This is a genomic window from Shimia sediminis (assembly GCF_003990645.1).
Classification (GTDB): Bacteria; Pseudomonadota; Alphaproteobacteria; order Rhodobacterales; family Rhodobacteraceae; genus Shimia; species Shimia sediminis.
Map to the genome: position 1 here is coordinate 92,276 of NZ_RYZK01000006.1, position 18,673 is coordinate 110,948.

Below are 18,673 nucleotides of genomic sequence, written 5' to 3' on the forward strand. Positions count from 1 at the left end.
GTCAGTCGCCCAGAACCGGCAAATTTGCACGATTGGGCAAAAGATTAGCAGCAAAGCCTTGCGCAAACCCCGCAAGCGGCGCCGAGATGAGGATTTCATCATAGCACACCGCAGGGCTGGCGAGGAGAGATTTGCGTGGCAAACCTGTGTCGCGCCACTCGGGCAGCCCGGAGAGATCCCGAGACGAGAGCGCGCGAATCTGCATGCCCTCTTGCCAGGGACCGGTGATTTCCCAGCGATCCCACCTTGGTGTCTGCGAGATGAGGCCCTGAACCGCGCCAGCCTCTCGTGTCAGGCGAATCTCGCCCCTTGCGGCTGTGGCAAGGCATCCCGACAGGGTTGCGGTCTGCCCGGCACGCAACGCGGCGCGCAGTTTAGCGATCGACTCGCTGCGTGGTGCATACTCACTGCCGGAAATCCATTTCAGTGCCGATCCCAACAGGCGATGGGTGATCTCGTCCGGCAGCGCAAAAAGCGACGCCGCCTCAAACACAACGTCACCGTGTTCCACCCGGCAACAGGTTTGCGCAGTTTGTCGTGTGACATGATCCAACGCATCCCGGGCAGACGCCAGATTCCGTGACACCGCCGCCAGTGTCTCTGCCGCAAGGCCCAGCGGAGACAGATGGCGCAGAGCTTCGCGCGCACGGACCCGGTCGAACGTGGGGTCCGTGTTGGACAGGTCGTCACACCAGGTGACGTGACGCGCCTGCAACAGCTCCCGTAGAGAGTCGCGTGCGACACCCAGCAATGGGCGGCCAAATCGTTGCCCGTGGCGATCAAACACCGGCTGCATCGCGGCAAGTCCTTCGACACCGGACTTGCGACATAGGCGGATCAGAAAGGTTTCGGCCTGATCGTCCTGGGTGTGGCCAATCAGGATTTGGTCGAGGTCATGGGCCTGTCCCCACTCGGCCAAGAGGTGATAGCGGGCTTTGCGGGCCTCGGCCTGCAGGTTGCCCTGCCCGTCCCAACCCTGCCAACTGAGAACCGAATGCGGGATGTTCAGCCCTGCGCAGAGGTCAGAGACGTGACGGGCCTCGTCCTTGGCCTCGGGGCGCAAACCGTGATCGACAGTGGCGGCATGGACGGCGATGCCATGGCAGGCCGCCCAATCCGCCGCGAGGTGCAACAGAGCCAGCGAGTCGCTGCCGCCGGAAACGGCAACACCAACCGATGAAGGCAAGGCATCAGAGAAGTGCCGATCAAAAAGTGCCGCGATTTCTGTTGGTGTCACGAACACCCCAGATTGCGCATTTCGGTCTGCGCCTGCACCACCATGTCAGAACCGGGGTGGCGGGCGTGGACCTCGCCCAGAGTCACGCAGGCCTCGTTGATCTTGCCAAGATGACCCAGCGATTTACCAAGATGAAACAGCGCCTGATCCGCAACCGGGCTGGTCATGTCGCTGGAATAACTTTCCAGGAATGCCCGTGCGATAGCGGCCTGATCGGACGAGCCTTTGCCCTCCATCGCCAGGCCAAGGCCAAGATGCGCCTGCGGGGCCAGGGGGCTGCCGGGATAGGTGGCCAGAAACGCCGAGAATTGGGTTTCCGCACTGGTGTAGTCACCGCCATCCAAGGCCGCACGGGCACGGCGATAGTCGGCGTTTTCCCCCACGGCGAGCTCGGTCTCGGTGGTTGGCGCCGTTTCGGTCAGCGTCCCATCCGACAGGGATGGCACCGCGACATCGCCACCAAGTGTGGTGGTCTCACCCAAAGTAGAGAGGTCACCGCCCTCAAGCTCAACCAGCCGGAATTCGAGGTCACCAATGCGGTTGGTGCCGTCCTGTACCACCCGTTCCACGCGGTTCTCCAGTTGCTCCGTGCGCCCGGTCAGGCGTCGTAGCTCATCCTCGATGGCGTTCAGGCGGTCCAGCGTCGTGCCGCCCACGTTCACGCCCGCTGGCGCGCCGGTGGTCGACAACTCGCGTTTGAGCTTTTGCAACTCGACATAGAGCACCGAAAGCTGTTGGCGGATATCGGCGAGGGTTTCAGTGGTCTGGGCCTGTGCCCCAACCGGCAAAGCCAGGGTAACAGCCAGAAAACAAGTCGCGATCAGGCGCATCGGGGTCTTCCTTATCAGCCGCTGAGGTCAGCTTGCAGAATGGTCACGGCACGGCGGTTCTGGGCATAGCAGGCCTCGGCCGAGCAGACTTCGATCGGGCGTTCCTTGCCGTAACTCACCGTACGCAGACGCGTGCCTGCGATGCCGCGGGAGACCAGGAACTCTTTCACCGCGCTGGCGCGGCGGGCCCCAAGCGCGAGGTTGTATTCGCGGGTGCCCTGTTCATCGGCATGACCTTCGATGACGGCGTTGTAGGCGCTGTTTTCCAAGAGCCAGTTGGCCTGGCTCAAAAGCACCAGTTTGCCGTCCTCGGTGAGGTCGGACTGATCGACGGTAAACAACACACGGTCGCCTACAACCTGTTGGAAATGCGCCACCGACGTGGGGTCGTCGACGCTGCCCTGTTCGTAATTCGCCTCGGTCGCGGCATCGTTGCCCAGGGTGTCATCCAGACCAAAGACGCCGGAGTTGTCACAGCCCGCCAGCGCCAATCCCGCCAGCAACAGGGCCACTTTGGTAAAACTGCTCATTTCAATGCCTCGCTTTCGCGTTTTCTCGTTATGTCTCTTTCTACCATGGGCGCGGCCTCAGGGCAAAATCGGATGTTGTTACTGCAATGGTGACCACGCCGGGTCAGACGCCCCGCCCTGCACGCGGACTTTTTTCAGGTTACGCCCCGAGACGTCCACGGAATAGAGCGCCGCAGACCCGTCCGCCCCTTGGGTTTCGCGGGTGAACATGATCACGCGGCCATTGGGGGCCCATGTAGGGCCTTCGTCCAGAAAGGATGCGGTCAGCAAACGCTCTTCGCTGCCGTCGGCGCGCATGACGCCGATGTGAAAGCGGCCCTTGTTCTGCTTGGTAAAGGCGATGAGGTCACCGCGCGGGCTCCAGACGGGCGTCCCGTAGCGGCCCTGACCAAAGCTGATGCGCTTAGGCTCACCACCATTGGCGCTCATCACATAAAGCTGCTGATTGCCCGAGCGGTCGCTTTCAAAGACGATCTGTTTGCCATCCGGGCTAAAGCTCGGGGCGGTGTCGATGGCGGGGGACGAGGTCAGGCGGCGCGGATTGCCACCGTTGATCGGCATCGAAAAGATATCGGTGTTGCCATTCTGGGTGATCGACATCACCACGCTTTTGCCATCCGGCGCAAAACGCGGTGCAAAGCTCATCGTGCCTTCCTGATCCTGCAGGACCTTGCGTTGGACGTTGCCCACGTCCAGCACAAAGACCCGCGGAAAGCCGGTTTCATAAGACGTATAAAGCACCTTGTCGCCGGTCGGCGAAAACCGCGGGGCCAGAACGATGGCATTGGAATCCGTCAGGTATTGCAGGCCCGCCCCATCGTAATCCATGATGGCCAGCCGCTTGCGGCGGTCGTTCTTGGGGCCGGTCTCGGAGACAAAGACCACGCGGCTGTCGAAATAGCCGCCCTCGCCGGTGATCCGGCTATAGACCGCATCAGCCACCTTATGCGCCATGCGCCGCCAGCCATCGGTGGTGCCCTTAAAGCGCAGACCATTGCCCAATTCCTGACCGGCAAAAACGTCATAGACGCGGAACTTGACTTCGAGGTTATTGCCCGAAACCGAGACCGCGCCGGTGATCAGCGCCTGCGCATTGATCGCCTTCCAGTCGGCAAACTGTACGGGGCTGGAGAAATTGGTGATCTGGCTGATATGCGCCTTTTCGGGGATCTCCCGAAACAGGCCGGTGCCCGAGAGATCCTCGGCAATGACACGCGACAGATCGGCGGCAAGCTGGTTGGCACCGGAACTTTCGGCAACAAATTCCGGCACCGCATAGGGCAAGGGTTCGACCACACCATCGGTGATCTCGATCCGCAAGGGACCGCTCTGGGCCATGGCCATGGACCCCAGGACCATCACGCCCATCAACAGACTTGCCAGCAAACGCATCATTTCAGCCTCATTTTCTCCGGATTAAACGTGATTTCGACCTCACGCCAATGGTCATATTTCTCAATCGGCAGTTTATAGCCACCTTTTTGGCAGCGCAGGATGGCGCGCCGGGCGGATTGATAGGCGGTTTCCACTGCACGATCATCGCCGCCTTGGGACGACAACAGCTCAATCGCACTGGACACTTTGCCCTCGCGATCAAGGTTGAAACGCACCGTGACGGTGACGTTTGACGATTGCCCGCCGACATCCACCACCCAGCAGTTCTGCACCGAAATGCGCATCGAGTCCTTTTCGCCCTGGGTCAGCGGCGGACCACTAGGCGCGGCAGGCTCTTCGCCCAGCACGGCCGCAACGGCAGCATCCGTCGAACTGGAAGCCGCGCTGCCGCTGTTGGTCTGCGGACGCGGCGTCGGGCGCGAGCCGGGACGCAGCACAGGGCGCAAAGAGGCCTTGGGCGCCAGGGCCACCTGTTCCTTGGCCTCGGTCACGATTTCGGTCGCGGCCTCTTCGGGGGCGGTCTCTTCCTTGGGTTCTTCGACATTATCACTCGGGGTGTCATCCGGCTTGGTCGCTTCCTGCAAGACCTCGTCGATTTTGGTATCCGGCGGCGGCGGTGCGACAGGTTGCGGCGCCACACGGTCCGAAGGGCGCACCATGGGCCGTGTCTGGTCGCGCGGGATCAGCACGGCCATTTCCTCGCCCGGAGGTGACAGCGTTGGCGCAGTATCCGTCACCTCGGCAGGTTTCGGCGCGGTGATGTCACTCAGGTCAGGCTGGCTGTCGGGGTCTTCGGCGCTGGCACTATCGGGGGTTTGCAACTCCGGTGTCTCATCAGCCTCGGAGGACAGCGCCGGGGCCGCGTCGGACAGGGATGGCGCCACAGGCACTGTGACCTCGGTCGCGGTCAATGGCGACTGCTCTGCCGCCAAGGCCCGTTCAAATTCTTCGGTGGTGACAATCGACACACCGGACACCTCGAACGGTGGCGGGTCGTCGCGAAAACTGCCGCCCCAAAGCGCCCAGCCGATCACCCCGGCATGGGCCAGTCCCGAGATATAATGCCCGATATGCATGGGCGGCCTCAGTTCGCAGGCGCGTCCAGCGCCGGGCCGCCGATGTCAGTGACAAGGCCGATATCCGAAAAGCCTCCGGCGTTGAGCGCGCCCATGATCTGCACAACGATTTCATAGGGCAGCGCGCCGTCAGCCCGCAGGAACACCCGGTCAGACGACCTCTCGGCCGCAATGGCGCGCAGCTTGGGCACCAGTTGATCCATCGGCGTCGGCGTGGTCTGGATCGCCACCGAGCCATCCGCAGAAATGGTCACCGTCAGCGGCGCCTCTTGTTCACCCGGCAGGGGGTTGGCCGACGTCTTGGGCAATTCCACCGGTACGCCGACGGTCAGCAAGGGGGCGGCCACCATAAAGATGATCAGCAGCACCAGCATCACGTCGACAAAGGGCGTCACGTTGATCTCGGCCATCGGCTGCGCCCGGCTGCGCCGCCGTCTGCGCGACCCGCCACCCGTTTTTTTGGCTACCCCTGCCCCCATGTCTCAGGCGTCCAACTGGCGGCTGAGGATGGTGGCAAACTCGTCGGCAAATGCCTCATAGCCTGAGATGATGCGGTCACTGTCAGCGTTGAGTTTGTTGTAGAAGATCACCGCCGGAATGGCGGCGAGCAGACCCAGCGCGGTCGCCAGCAGCGCCTCGGCAATACCCGGCGCAACAACCGCAAGGTTGGTGTTCTGCTCACCCGCGATGGCGATAAACGAGTTCATGATCCCCCAGACCGTGCCGAACAGGCCCAGGAACGGGGCCGTCGAGCCAACCGTGGCGAGGATCTGCAAGCCTTTCTGCAGGTCTTCGGATTCTTTCGCGATGGCGACATCCATCGAGCGGTCAATCCGGCTGGTGGCATTGGCGATCAACCCGCCATCCTGACGGTGACTGCGCCGCCACTCCATCATGCCGGCTGCAAAAATCCGCTGCGACCGCCCCTTGGGGGTGGGCCCGATCTCTTCGAACAGCCCGTCCAGCGGTTCTCCCGACCAGAAGGACCGGTCAAAGCTTGCCGCTTCGCTGCGCGCCGTCCGGTAAGAGATGAGTTTCTGGATGATGACCGACCACGACCAAAAGGACGCGCCCACCAGCATCACCATCACAATTTGTACAACAAAAGAGGCTTCAGCAATCTGCCTCCACATCGAGAATTCGACGTCCATGTAATCTGCCTGCTCATTGTTCGGCCCATTTTCAGGCCCTGTTTTGCAGGAAACCTACAGGAAAGGCAGGGGGAACACCATCAATTTGGCGTCATATGCGCGAATTCGCCTGTGTCAGTTCAACATTTGGCGAACTTTCGCCGGAAGTCGGGTGGGCATGCCATTGTCACCAATGCACACGACGGTGACCATGGCGTGAAACAGAACCTCTCCGCCGCGCTTGACGTGTTGTTCCATCACCATGCGCGCCGCCGTGACGCTGAGCACATCGGTTTCCACAACCAGTTCGTCGTCCAGCTTGGCCGGTTGCAGGTAATCCGCCTCAACCCGGCGCACCGCAAACACCACGCCTTCGGCCTTCATGGCGTTCTGGTCCATGCCATTGTCACGCACCCATTCGCTGCGCCCCCGCTCAATATAGCGCAGGTAGTTGGCGTAATAGACGATGCCCGCCATGTCTGTGTCTTCATAGTAGACGCGGATCGGTAGCTTGTGGGTCATGGGTAGGCTCACTCAGAACATGGCGTCACAAAAGCAACTGGGCCGAAGGAAGGCAACCCCGGACGTCACGTCCTGAGCGGATAGGTCGCCAACACCTCGTGCACTGCACCCTCAGGATGCAAAGTAGAGCCAAACAGATGAACCTGGCTGACCTCAAAGGGCGGCATCGTCACCGAACCGTATCTGGCCATGAAACGGCCAATCTGTGCCATTTGTTCCTCATGCAGGTCTCGGCCAAACCGCGCGAGGGTCACATGTGGTCGAAACCTCTCACGCGGCAGATCTATGCCAACCTCCCGCGCTATCTGGCGCACATGGCGGTGTACGGCTATTAGCGCCGGATTGGCCGCAACACTCAAATAGAGGAGCCTGGGGCGTTTACCGCCGAACATATCCAACCCGGTCAAACACAGATCAAAGGGCGCTGCCTGCCATTGGCTCAGGTGGTCATGCAGTGCCTGTAACACCGGCTCGGGCTGATCATCCAGAAAGGCCAGCGTCAGGTGCAGGTTTTCCTCGGGCACCTTGCGTCCGGGGCGCAACGCAGCCTGGAGCGCGACAATCTCGCCGCGCACCGCATCCGGCAACTCCAGCGCCACAAAACTGCGCATCAGCCCTCGGGATCAAGCCTGAGCCGCGCAAAGATACGCAGCGCATGGCTGCTATCATCCGCAGCGACAGGCATCATGCGGTCATAGGCTGCCGCGATGATCGCAGCGATCTCGGGGCGCAGCACGGTTGCGCCGCTGTCAGGTAGCACCGCCAGCGGCGAGGTCTCGGCAAAGGCAGCCTCTGACCACAAAAGGATGGTCTGCACGGCCTGCCCCAGCGCCAGCGTTTCCGCCGGAATCCGCGACATCTCGTCATTCATGCGCAGGAAAACAAACGCCGCCTGAATGGCACCTTGATCGTCGAACCGGAACGCCCGGTACTGCGTTGCGTCCCCCGCCTTCAGCCGCGCCACAAGCGGCGCAAGGTCAGGGATCAGGCGATCCAGATCAGGCACGCCCAGCAATTCGTCCCATTCACGGAAAAAGAACACCATCAGATTGGCACCAAGCTCGGGGTCCGTCTCGGCCATCTGATGGCCCGCCAGCACGGCAACCGCCTCAATCGCGCCCTTCACGGTGGCCAGGGTCTGATCCTCGACACCAAACACGATCGGCACAATGGGGCGCCCCCAGCGCGCAAAGACATAGTTTCCATTGCGATTGGTAAAGAGGTTTTCAACGGCTTCAGGTGTCATGGCAAGAGCTCCGGTCATGCCCGCCAAATACCCGGCATGCGGCCTAAATCGCAACCCCCCGAAGATCACCATGCCCCGGCTGGTTTCTTTTGGCCAAAAATATCCCGGGGTGAATGGGCCAACGGCCCAGAGGGGCAGCGCCCCTACTCAAACAGTTCCGTCTGATCCGGCCGCCTTGGTGCCTGCAACCCCAGATGTCGCCAGGCCTTCTGCGCCAACATCCGCCCACGCGGCGTGCGCTGCACCAGCCCCTGCTGCAACAGGAAAGGTTCAATCACCTCTTCAATGGCATCACGCGCCTCGCTCAGGGCCGCCGAAATCGTGTCGATCCCCACCGGGCCACCACCGTAGTTCTCGGCGATGAAGGTCAGATACCGGCGATCGGCGCCGTCCAGCCCCAGGTGATCCACCCCAAGGCGGGTCAACGCACTATCCGACAGATCGCGGGTCACCCGGCCATCCCCTTCGACCAGTGCAAAATCCACCACCCGGCGCAACAGCCGTCCGGCAATCCGCGGCGTCCCGCGCGAGCGCCGCGCAATCTCGCGCGCGCCGCCCTCATCCGCAGGCACACCCAGCTTGCGGGCGTTGCGGGTGACGATCTCGTGCAACTCGTCCTCGGTGTAAAACTGCAGCCGGGTCGGAATTCCAAACCGATCCCGCAACGGCGTCGTAAGCAATCCCAGACGTGTGGTTGCCCCAACCAGTGTAAAGGGCTGCAACTCGATGCGGACTGTGCGCGCAGCGGGGCCTTCGCCGATCACCAAGTCCAGCTCGAAATCCTCCATCGCCGGATACAGCACCTCTTCCACCGCCGGGTTCAGGCGGTGAATCTCGTCGATGAACAACACATCACGGGTTTCCAGGTTGGTCAGGATCGCCGCCAGATCTCCGGCCTTGGCCAGAACCGGCCCCGAGGTCATGCGGAAATTCACCCCCAGCTCGCGCGCCATGATCTGCGCCAGTGTGGTTTTCCCAAGACCCGGAGGGCCATGGAAAAGCGTGTGGTCCATGGCCTCGCCCCGGCGGCGGGCCGATTCGATAAAGACCCGCAGATTGGCACGGGCCTCGGCCTGACCAATGAACTCTTCCAACGCCTGGGGACGCAGGGCGCGGTCGGCATCCTCGGGCCGCGGCTCGGGGCGCAATGTCGGGTCGGGTTCGCTCATGATCTCTCCTGGGGGGCCAATTCTTCTAGAAGAATTGGCGGGGAGAAAGATTTTCTAGAAAATCTTTCCATCTCTTAACCTTTTGGCGCGAGCAGTTTCAAGGCCGCGCGGATCAGCGCGGGCGTATCTGCTTCGGGGTCATCCCCGGATGCCTGCGCCACAGCCTGCGCCGCGTCGCCCGGACCATACCCTAGGTTCGACAGCGCCGACAGCGCCTCGGCCTGGGTCGAGGCCGCGGCAGCCCCGCTTGCCCCACGCGCCACCGGGGTTCGCGCCGGCGAATCCAACGGCTCCTCCAGCACATCGTCAGACGCCGGCGCCTCGCCCGTGGCCTGCGACAGCGTGCCTCCCAGCGCCATGACGCCGGGCGCCTTGTCCTTCAACTCGATCACCACGCGCTGCGCGGTCTTGGGACCTACACCCTTTGCGGCCTTGATCGCGGTGACATCGCCCAGCGTGACTGCCCGACCAACCCCTTCCGCCCCCAAAGCCCCGAGGATCGCCAGCGAAGCCTTGGCCCCGATGCCCTGTACCGACATCAAGAGCCGGTGCCATTCCTTTTCAAGAAGCGAGGTAAAGCCAAAGAGCTGCAGAAGGTCTTCGCGCACCAACAGATCAGTGTAGAGCGTCACCATCTCGCCATTGCTCGGCAACGCCGCCATGGTGCGGTCCGAGCAATAGACCATATAGCCCACGCCCCGCACGTCGATCAAAACGTGATCGGTGCTGCGATAATCAATCCGGCCCGAGATTTTTCCGATCATGCGCCTGCCCTCTTCAAAGCCGCTTCCAGCCCGGTGCCGGGGCGCATGTAATGGGCGTGGCACATGGCAATCGCCAGCGCATCAGCGGCATCCGGCCCGTTGATCACCACGCCCGGCAGCTGCAGCTTGACCATATAGGCAACCTGCTGCTTGTCCGCATGGCCCACACCCACGACGGTTTTCTTAACCTTGTTGGGAGCATACTCTCCCACGGTCAGCCCCGCCCTGGCCGGAACCAACAGGGCAATGCCCCTGGCCTGGCCCAGCTTCAGCGTGCCCACCGCATCCTTGTTGACGAAGGTGTTTTCCACCGCTGCCTGCTCTGGGGCATACCGTTCCACGACCTCGACCAGTTGGTCATGCAGCGACAACAGCCTGCTGGCCAGATCCTCGCCGACCGAGTGGCAAATACCATTTGCGACGTGACTGAGTCGGCTGCCGTGGGCCTCGATCACGCCCCACCCCATGTTCCGCAAGCCTGGATCGATTCCAAGTATCCGCATTTCTTCGCCCACCTGCCACGTTTTGTTGCTTTTTTGACCCACTAGCACAAAACCAGAACAAACCCAAGAGCTTTGCACACAAAGCATAGGTTTGGCGCGGCTATGCAATAGGAACATTGCCCGGCCTGAAAACGACACTGGAAACGTCAGATTACGACACGTGCTGACACGGATTTTTACCTTTTGTAACCATAGGTTACGCAGGATTTAACATATGCGCACATTGCATATCACCTATGCAATTTTCGCTGCTTGTTCCTTTGGCAAACTGCCCCTAAATGCGGCTTTACGAAAACGCAGACCATCAACCAAAACAGAAGGAAGATTGATATGGCCGCTTTTGACACCACCCGCGTGCAGTTTGAAACTGCTGGTTTTGCTGGCCGTATTGGCCAAGCCTTCGCCGCTCTGGTTGGCGCAGTTGTAGACTGGAACGACAAGCGTGCAACACGCGTCGCTCTGTCGGCACTCACCAACCGCGAGCTGGACGACATCGGTCTGACCCGCGCAGACATCGAAAACATCGGCTGACGAAGCTTTCGTCACCGCCCGTTGTTTTCGGATCGTAAGATCAAAGAGAACCGCAGCTCCTCCCGGCTGCGGTTCTTTTTTTGTCCGGGGCCTTGCCCACAGGGAGCACGCGAAATGGACCGCGCAAAAGAAAACGGCTCCGGGAGAGAGACCGGAGCCGTTTCTTGCTGAATTGGAGGGATCAGCCGAGAGATTTCAGAATTTGTGCCACCCAGGACGACACAGGGTCGGCGCCCATGGTCCAGACGCGGAAATGTTCGAGCACGGTTGTCGGTTCCAGCTGCGCCACTTCTCGGGTGTAGAATTCAGGACCCATGTTGGCCATGATTGCGCCTTTCACCATGAAAAAGGCAACCAGCAACAGCACGAGGCCAGACCACGGGAACGGGCGGCGGGGCTCGCGACCGCGAATTACGGTGTAGCCATCCTGGCCCTGAACATAAACCGCGCGGGTGTTCTTGCGAAGGAGGGATTTGTTGCCTTGCGCACTGTAGATGCGGGCAACACGATCTTGAAACTCGTTATACGAATCGCTCATGACAGACTTCTCAGGTTCGGCCCCCACCGAACATGACCTTAATGGCGTAAAATTGTGGCAGAAATAAGGCAACCCCATCCAATTTGGGCAGAATTGCCTCAATTGGCTTACCGGTGCGTCAACGTCAGCGTGGTCCATTCGCCGATCTCTTCACGGGTATGCACATCAAAGCCGGTCGCATCATAGGCCGCGACCACCTCGTCGGCCTGTTCGTTCAGGATGCCAGACAGGATTGCATGACCACCTGCACAGATATTGCCCCCCATTTCAGGGGCCAGCATGACCAGCGGTGCCTTGAGGATATTGGCAAAGACCAGATCAAACGGGGCTTTGGCAGCCAGGTCGGGATGGTCAAAACCTGCCGCTTCAACACAGTGCACGCGGCCTTCGAGGGCGTTGGCCGTCACATTGGCCACGGCCACATCCACGGCAACCTCGTCAATATCGCTGGCCAGCACAACGTCGGGCCAGATCCGCGCGGCCCCCATCGCCAGCACGGCTGTACCACAACCAATATCAGCGACATTCTTGCCGACAAAGCCTTCGTTCGCCAGCCGGTCCAGCGCCTTGAGGCAGCCCAGCGTCGTTCCGTGGTGGCCCGTGCCAAAAGCCATCGCCGCCTCGATCAACAATGGTTCCTTGTCTGCGGGCACCTTGTCCGCGTCGTGGCTGCCGTAGACAAAGAAACGTCCCGCCTCGACCGGCACCAACTCGCGTTTGACCTTGGCCACCCAGTCAGTGTCCGGCAGTTCCGAGATCGCAAAGGGTTTGGCCCCAAAGGCCGCGGCCAGAACCGCCAACCCGGTTTCATCCGGCGCCTCGGTGAAATAGCCGCCAATTTCCCACAGGCCCGAGCCATCTTCCATTTCAAAGGTCCCGACACCGGTTGGCTCCGGGGTCAGGCGTTCCAGCGCCTCGCTGAGTTTTTCGGCGTTCTCTCGTCCGGGGAGAGTGGTCAGGGCGGTAAATGTGGGCATGGGATGGCTCCAGATAGGGTTGTCCGGGGCCTAGGCGCTTGTCTGACTGCCGTCAAGCCTCGCGCCCGATGCCTTTCAGGAAATGCCAGCTCCAGAGCGCCGCAAGGGCGCCGGCAAGCCCCCCTGCCAAGGCCTGCGCATAGACCACGCCGGGGGCTGCAAACCAGGCCGCCCCGAGCATCGCCGCAGGCAACATCAAGAGACCGTCGCGGGTCCAGTTCGACAGGGTCGAGCGCATCGGCTTGCCCAGACTGTTGAACGTCGCGTTCGACACGAACAGCGCCCCCACCAGCACAAAGGCCGCCGAGCCGACATAGGCGAACGCGCGGTACACCGCGGCGCCTTCTTCGCTGAGGCCAAAGGTGGCGATCATCCAGTTGGCCGAGAGGCTCAGCAACAGCCACGCTACAATGGTGTAGCTGGCGCAAAAGATCAGGCTGTCGCGGAATGTGTCGCGCAGGCGGTCGTACTGTTTGGCGCCAAAGTTCTGCCCGTAGATACCGCCAATGGCCCCGGACAGTGAGAAGATGCCGCCAAAGGCCACGACGGTCAGGCGGCTGACAACGGCCCATGCCCCCACCGCATCGTCTCCGAACCCGGCAATCACGCCAGTCAGAAGGTAATTGCCAAAGGGCGTCGAAATCTGCGTCAGCATGGCCGGAAACGCGATGAGGAAATAGGGCCGCAGAACCCGTTTGAACGTGCGCCAGCGCGGAATCGCCAAAAGGTTATGGGTGCCAATCGCAAAGCGCAGCGCCATACCCGCAAGGATGAACCGCGACAGGATCAGCGCGATCGCCGCGCCATCCAGCCCCCAGCCCAAGTACAGGATCAGGAACGGGTCTACCCCCATCGAAATCGTGCCCGAGGTCAGCGTGACAAACATCGCCCGCTTGCCATCCCCCTCGGCGCGCAGCACTGCCGACCCGACAAGTCCCACCGCCATGATGATCAGAGACGGCACGGTCATCGCCAGATAGCGCGCCGCGAGGTCCCGTGTCTCGCCCTCGGCCCCCACCAGATCCAGTAGCGGATAGCGGAACGCAACGATCAGCGCAGCCACCAGGGCCTGGAACGCCACCGTCAGGATCATCGACGTGGTTGCCTCGCGCCGTGCGCGCTCGCGCTGCCCTTTGCCAATCCGGGTTGAGACCATCACCGTTGCGGCAATCATCAAACCGATGCCCGTACTGACCGAAAAGAACTGAACCGCAAAGGCATACCCAATGGCAGCGACCAGCTTTGGATCACCCACCTGTGACAGCCAGAACAGATTGGCGAGATCAACAAGGAAGACAAAGGTGATGCCCGTCGCGCCGGTCAGAGTCATGCGCACGACATGCCCCATGGTCGATCCGGTCAGAAAACGTCCACGCTGTGCCATGCCTTACTCCGCCGGTGCCGTGGCATAGCGGCTAAGCCGCGTCTCATTGCCCTTTTCCGGGTGGCGCGGAACCAGCAAGGCCAGCGACAACGAGATCAGCGCCATGGCCGCGGCCAACAGGAACACCGCACCGGGCGAAACCACCCACAACAATCCCAACAGGACCGGCAGGAAAACAGCGGCGATATGGTTGATGGTAAAGGCAACCGCCGCCGTGGGCGCGATGTCTCCGGGATCGGCAATCTTCTGGAAATAGGTCTTCAGGGCCAGCGCCAGCGAAAACAGGATGTGGTCGATCACATAAAGCACCGCCGCCACGGTCACCCCCCAGCCAAACCAGTAAATGCCGCCATAGGCCAGGAACACAATGGCCAGCCCGATGTATTCGAAAATCAGCGTTGCGCGTTCGCCAAACCGGGCGACAGCCTTGCCCAGTAACGGTCCTACAAACATGTTGATGACCAGGTTGATCAGGTAAAGCGCAGTCAGGTGATGCACCTCGAACCCGAACTTCTCGACCATCATGAAGCCTGCGAACACCATGAAAATCTGCCGCCGTGCGCCCGACATGAACTGCAGCGCATAATACAGCCAATAGCGCTTGCGAAGGATCATCTTCTTGACCTGCGGCGTTGGCGCTTCGAATTGTGGATAGGCAAAGAGACAGAACAGCGCCGCCGCCGCCGTGACCAGACCCGAGGCCATGAACACGATGTTATAGGTCAGATTCAGCGTGTCCCACATCAGCACGATCAGCACAAAAACCACCAGGGACATGCCCGATCCCACCGCCATCAACCAGCCCAGAACCTGCGGTGCCTTGTCCTTGGGCAGCCATTGCAACTGCAGGGACTGGTTGACCGTCTCGTAGTAATGAAAGCCCAGCGAGCTGAGGAAGGTCAGCATCAACAGCCCCCCAAGCGACGGGAACCACGCCGTGAACGCCGTTGCCACGCCCAGCAATACCAGCGAGACCATGCCCAAGACCTGCTCGCGCACAAAGATGATGATGGCGATCACACCCACGGCAAAAAAGCCCGGGATCTCGCGCACCGTATGCAAGAGACCAATGTCCTTGCCATCAAAATCCGCCACTTCGATCACGAAGTTGTTCAAAAGCGCATACCACGCGTAAAAGGCAATCGGCATCGCCATTGCCATCACGAACAGCAGCCCGACGGGCTGGCGCCAAAGCGCCAAGGCCTTGGCGTCGGCGAGACTCATTTTGCTTAACATGCTTCGGACTTATGCCCTTTTTGGCGGATTGGCGAGCCGAAACGCGACAAACTGTGATCTGTATCAAAGTCGTTTATGGCCCATACGGGCATATATCGACCCATTCATATTCTTGAAGGGGTTTCCATGGACATCCTCACGCTTGTTGAAAACATCGGAGAAGCGCCCACCGCAGCTGTGCTGGGCCTGATTACGGGCATCATCTTTGGCGTCGCGGCGCAACGGTCGCGGTTCTGCCTGCGCGCCGCCACGGTCGAATTTGCCCGCGGGCAACTGGGTGACAAGGTGGCGGTCTGGCTGCTGACGATTTCCACGGCGATTGTCTGGGTGCAGGGTGCGCAGGCCCTGGGGCTGATGCACACGGCGGATGCCCGCATGATGGCGGTGCCCGGCTCGTGGTCCGGTGCCATCATCGGCGGGCTCCTGTTCGGTGTTGGCATGGTGCTTGCGCGCGGTTGTTCGGGCCGCCTCTTGGTGCTGGCCGCCAATGGCAACCTGCGGTCTGTGGTCTCTGGCCTGATCTTCGCCGTGGTGGCACAAATGAGCCTCTCAGGCATCCTGTCGCCGTGGCGTGACAAACTGGCCAGCCTCTGGATCACCGACGGCGGACGCAACATGGACCTGATCGCAACTCTCGGCCTGCCCGACCTGTCGGGCCTCGCCTTTGGCGCGGTGATGGCCTGCCTCGCGCTGGTCATCGCGCGCAAGAACCGCATTGGCGCATCGCGGCTGATCTTTGCCTCGGGAGTCGGCTTTGCCGTGGCCGTGGGCTGGGTGCTGACCTACGGCCTCGCCCAGGTCGCCTTTGACCCGGTACAGATCGAAAGCGCCACCTTCTCCGGCCCTTCGGCACACACGCTGATGTTCTTCCTGGACCGCAACTCGGTGCTCGAGTTTGACATCGGACTGGTCCCGGGCGTTGTCATCGGCTCGTTCCTCGCGGCGGTGATCTCCCGCGAATTCAAGTTTCAGGGCTTTGACGGCGAAAGCAACATGCGCCGCTCCATGACGGGTGCCGTTCTCATGGGCTTTGGCGCCATGCTGGCGGGCGGTTGCGCCATTGGCGCGGGCGTCACCGGCGGGTCGATCTTTGCTGGCACCGCGTGGGCGGCACTCTTCGCCATGTGGATTGGCGCCATGGCCACCGATCTCTTTGTCGATCAACGCGGCGGTGCTGCCGCGACGGCCTGATCCACGCCCAAACCCAGGCTTCTTTTGGCCAAAAATATCCCGGGGGAGGGGTTCCAAATGCTGGCATTTGGAACTCCGGGGGCAGCGCCCCCAAAACGCCGGTCAGTAAAAGCTCTGCGGGTCGATATCCACACTCAGGCGGATATCCCCCTTCAGACGAAACTGTCCGATCCACTTGGCCACCGCCGCCTGAATGGGCGCGCCCTTGTCCGCTTTCACCAACAACCGCACCCGATGTCGTCCCCGCACGCGGGCAATTGGCGCGGGCGCGGGCCCAAAGACCTGCGCCCCAACCTCGCGCAGGGCACCATCATTGCGCGCCAGCGCATTGCCCAGGTCGAACACCTGCTGCACATCCGGCGACGACAGGATGATCCCCGCCATGCGCCCATAGGGCGGCACGCCCGCATGACGACGTTCATTGGCCTCTGCACTCCAGAACCCGACCTCGTCCCCGGCCAGAATGGCGCGGATCACCGGATGCTCCGGCTGAAAGGTCTGCAACATCGCCTCACCGCGCTTTTCTGCGCGCCCGGCGCGCCCCGCAACCTGCCGCATCAGCTGAAACGTGCGCTCCGCTGCCCTCAGGTCCGAACCCTGCAGCCCAAGGTCCGCGTCGATCACGCCCACCAAGGTCAGCAGAGGAAAGTTATGTCCCTTGGCCACCAGCTGCGTGCCGATGATCACATCCGCCCCGCCCTCGGCAATCGTGTTGATCCCCTCTTTCAATGCCCGCGCTGACCCGAACAGGTCCGAACTCAACACCGCCAACCGCGCGTCCGGAAACAACGCCTGGGCTTCTTCGGCCAACCGCTCCACGCCCGGACCCACCGGGGCCAGCTTGCCCTCGACATGACACGAAGGGCATTCTTCGGGCATCGGCTTGGTCTCGCCGCACTGATGGCACACCAGCCGCTTCAGGAACCGGTGCTCGACCATGCGCGCATCGCAATGGTCGCAGCCCACCTGATGACCACAGGCCCGGCAGATCGTGACCGGCGCATAGCCGCGCCGGTTGATAAACAGCAACGCCTGTTCGCCACGGTCCACCCGCGCTTCAACCGCCTTTTGCAATGTCGGGGAAATCCAACGGTTCGACGGCAGGTCTTCGACCCGCATGTCGATCGCGCGCATTTCCGGCAACACAGCCTCGCCAAAACGCGCGGTCAACTCCAGCTTGTCGTATTTCCCGGCGTCCGCATTGGCCCAGCTTTCCAAAGAAGGCGTGGCCGAGGCCAGCACCACCCGTGCACCGCAAATGCTGGCCCTGAGCACCGCCATGTCGCGGGCATTGTACAACACCCCGTCCTCTTGTTTGTACGAGGTGTCATGCTCTTCATCGACCACGATCAGCCCAAGGTTCTGATAAGGCAAAAACAGCGCTGACCGCGCGCCAATCACCAGCTGCGCACCCCCCTGCCCGACCATTTTCCAGATACGGCGACGCTCGGTCATGGTCACGCCCGAGTGCCACTCGGCAGGCTTTGCCCCAAACCGTGCCTCAACCCGCGTCAGAAACTCTGCCGTCAACGCAATCTCGGGCAACAGCACCAGTGCCTGACGCCCCATGCGCAGGGTTTCCGCAACCGCCTCGAGGTAGACTTCGGTCTTGCCCGAGCCTGTGACCCCGCGCAGCAACGTGGTGCCATAATCACCGGACCGTACCCCGGCCCGCAGCGCCTCGGCACCCGCCGCCTGATCGGCGGTCAGCTCCTTGCCCGCATGTTCCGAATCCAGCCGAAAGAACGGCACATCGCGCGGCGTATCCTCTTCGCGCACAACCCCCTGTTTCACCAGCCCCTTGACCACCGAAGAGGTCACGCCCGCCATCTCGCTCAGCTCTTTCAGGGTAAAGGCCAGCCCGCCGTAATCCTTCAGCGTTTCCAGCACCCGGCGGCGCGCATCGGTCTGGCGATCCGGTTCACCGTCGCCCAACCGATAGATCTTGCGCATCGAAGGCGGGTCCGACAGCCCCGGTGCCCGTGTCGCCAGCCGCACCATCGCGTGCAGCGGCGTCAGGGTGTAATCCGCGGCGCGCTCGAGAAAGCTGCGCATCTCGTCGCGCATCGGCGCCACCTCGAGCACCCGGTTCACGGGCCGAATCTTGGAGATGTCGAAATCCCCGCGCCCCGGCCCCCAGACCACGCCCAATACCTTGCGCGGCCCCAGCGGCACCTCGACAAAGGCCCCGCGAAAGCATCCGCCCTCGGGCGCCTTGTAATCCAGAAACCGATCCAGCGGCTGTGTCGTCAACACCGCCACCAGTTGTCCCTGTTGAAAGAAGTCCGGATCGCTCACGCCTATTCCTGCCGCCGCTCATTGCCATCCCGAATTGTGACGGGGGTTCCAGCATCTCAAACTATGCGCTAAAGGCAAGCCAGAGTTAGGCCAAGCCACAACAAGCCACCAAAGGA

Annotated in this window: 20 protein-coding genes; 2 read left to right on the top strand and 18 right to left on the bottom strand. The window is 61.7% G+C overall.

The window, feature by feature from the left end; translation table 11 throughout:
• Position 1: 1 nt before the first annotated feature.
• From tilS to ruvC, 13 genes are all read right to left on the bottom strand, one after another.
• Positions 2-1,237 (bottom strand): tRNA lysidine(34) synthetase TilS, encoded by a 1,236-nt coding sequence (gene tilS, locus EK369_RS14060; RefSeq protein WP_164727004.1) that lies wholly within the window; start codon positions 1,235-1,237, stop codon positions 2-4.
• Positions 1,234-2,067: a tetratricopeptide repeat protein gene (locus EK369_RS14065; protein WP_127114902.1), complete on the bottom strand. Its 834-nt coding sequence runs from the start codon at positions 2,065-2,067 to the stop codon at positions 1,234-1,236. Before EK369_RS14065 ends, tilS begins: the two co-directional genes overlap by 4 nt.
• 14 nt (positions 2,068-2,081) lie before the next feature.
• A complete protein-coding gene (pal, locus tag EK369_RS14070; protein WP_127114903.1) occupies positions 2,082-2,597 on the bottom strand; it encodes a peptidoglycan-associated lipoprotein Pal in 516 nt (171 codons plus the stop codon).
• A gap of 78 nt (positions 2,598-2,675) precedes the next feature.
• Positions 2,676-3,992 carry a Tol-Pal system beta propeller repeat protein TolB gene (gene tolB, locus EK369_RS14075; RefSeq protein ID WP_127114904.1) on the bottom strand — a complete coding sequence of 439 codons (1,317 nt, stop codon included), beginning with the start codon at positions 3,990-3,992 and terminating at the stop codon, positions 2,676-2,678.
• Entirely contained in the window at positions 3,989-5,068 is a 1,080-nt protein-coding gene (gene tolA / locus EK369_RS14080) for a cell envelope integrity protein TolA (RefSeq protein WP_127114905.1), read from the bottom strand. Before tolA ends, tolB begins: the two co-directional genes overlap by 4 nt.
• A gap of 8 nt (positions 5,069-5,076) precedes the next feature.
• Complete coding sequence (tolR, locus tag EK369_RS14085) at positions 5,077-5,547, bottom strand: protein TolR (protein ID WP_127114906.1); 471 nt, start codon at positions 5,545-5,547, stop codon at positions 5,077-5,079.
• Between the two features lie 3 nt (positions 5,548-5,550).
• A complete protein-coding gene (gene tolQ, locus EK369_RS14090; RefSeq protein WP_127114907.1) occupies positions 5,551-6,219 on the bottom strand; it encodes a protein TolQ in 669 nt (222 codons plus the stop codon).
• Between the two features lie 114 nt (positions 6,220-6,333).
• Positions 6,334-6,720, bottom strand: coding sequence for a tol-pal system-associated acyl-CoA thioesterase (gene ybgC / locus EK369_RS14095; RefSeq protein ID WP_127114908.1), 387 nt, complete (start codon positions 6,718-6,720; stop codon positions 6,334-6,336).
• 65 nt (positions 6,721-6,785) lie between these two features.
• Entirely contained in the window at positions 6,786-7,331 is a 546-nt protein-coding gene (thpR, locus tag EK369_RS14100; protein WP_127114909.1) for an RNA 2',3'-cyclic phosphodiesterase, read from the bottom strand.
• On the bottom strand, positions 7,331-7,984 hold the full coding sequence (locus tag EK369_RS14105; RefSeq protein ID WP_206198093.1) for a hypothetical protein: 654 nt from the start codon (positions 7,982-7,984) through the stop codon (positions 7,331-7,333). Before EK369_RS14105 ends, thpR begins: the two co-directional genes overlap by 1 nt.
• A 125-nt stretch (positions 7,985-8,109) precedes the next feature.
• The gene (gene ruvB, locus EK369_RS14110; RefSeq protein WP_127114910.1) at positions 8,110-9,135 is read right to left on the bottom strand and encodes a Holliday junction branch migration DNA helicase RuvB; all 1,026 of its coding nucleotides are present in this window, start codon (positions 9,133-9,135) and stop codon (positions 8,110-8,112) included.
• Between the two features lie 74 nt (positions 9,136-9,209).
• Entirely contained in the window at positions 9,210-9,899 is a 690-nt protein-coding gene (ruvA, locus tag EK369_RS14115) for a Holliday junction branch migration protein RuvA (protein ID WP_127114911.1), read from the bottom strand.
• Positions 9,896-10,402, bottom strand: coding sequence for a crossover junction endodeoxyribonuclease RuvC (ruvC, locus tag EK369_RS14120; RefSeq protein ID WP_127114912.1), 507 nt, complete (start codon positions 10,400-10,402; stop codon positions 9,896-9,898). Before ruvC ends, ruvA begins: the two co-directional genes overlap by 4 nt.
• Positions 10,403-10,732: 330 nt before the next feature.
• Between ruvC and EK369_RS14125 the strand changes: the two genes are divergently transcribed.
• Complete coding sequence (locus EK369_RS14125; RefSeq protein ID WP_127114913.1) at positions 10,733-10,933, top strand: DUF1127 domain-containing protein; 201 nt, start codon at positions 10,733-10,735, stop codon at positions 10,931-10,933.
• Between the two features lie 181 nt (positions 10,934-11,114).
• On the opposite strand, the gene EK369_RS14130 is transcribed toward EK369_RS14125, so the two are convergent.
• The 4 genes from EK369_RS14130 to EK369_RS14145 form a co-directional block, all read right to left on the bottom strand.
• Complete coding sequence (locus tag EK369_RS14130) at positions 11,115-11,471, bottom strand: hypothetical protein (RefSeq protein ID WP_127114914.1); 357 nt, start codon at positions 11,469-11,471, stop codon at positions 11,115-11,117.
• A 107-nt stretch (positions 11,472-11,578) separates the two neighbouring features.
• Entirely contained in the window at positions 11,579-12,448 is an 870-nt protein-coding gene (locus EK369_RS14135) for a 50S ribosomal protein L11 methyltransferase (protein ID WP_127114915.1), read from the bottom strand.
• 52 nt (positions 12,449-12,500) lie between these two features.
• Positions 12,501-13,832: an MATE family efflux transporter gene (locus EK369_RS14140; protein WP_127114916.1), complete on the bottom strand. Its 1,332-nt coding sequence runs from the start codon at positions 13,830-13,832 to the stop codon at positions 12,501-12,503.
• 3 nt (positions 13,833-13,835) lie between these two features.
• Positions 13,836-15,068, bottom strand: coding sequence for an MFS transporter (locus tag EK369_RS14145; protein WP_127114917.1), 1,233 nt, complete (start codon positions 15,066-15,068; stop codon positions 13,836-13,838).
• A 126-nt stretch (positions 15,069-15,194) separates the two neighbouring features.
• On the opposite strand from EK369_RS14145, the gene EK369_RS14150 reads away from it, so the two are divergent.
• Positions 15,195-16,259, top strand: a complete 1,065-nt coding sequence (locus tag EK369_RS14150) for a YeeE/YedE family protein (protein WP_127114918.1) — start codon at positions 15,195-15,197, stop codon at positions 16,257-16,259.
• A gap of 102 nt (positions 16,260-16,361) precedes the next feature.
• Here the strand turns inward: EK369_RS14150 and EK369_RS14155 are convergent, their stop codons facing one another.
• Complete coding sequence (locus EK369_RS14155; RefSeq protein WP_127114919.1) at positions 16,362-18,557, bottom strand: primosomal protein N'; 2,196 nt, start codon at positions 18,555-18,557, stop codon at positions 16,362-16,364.
• Positions 18,558-18,673 lie beyond the last annotated feature (116 nt).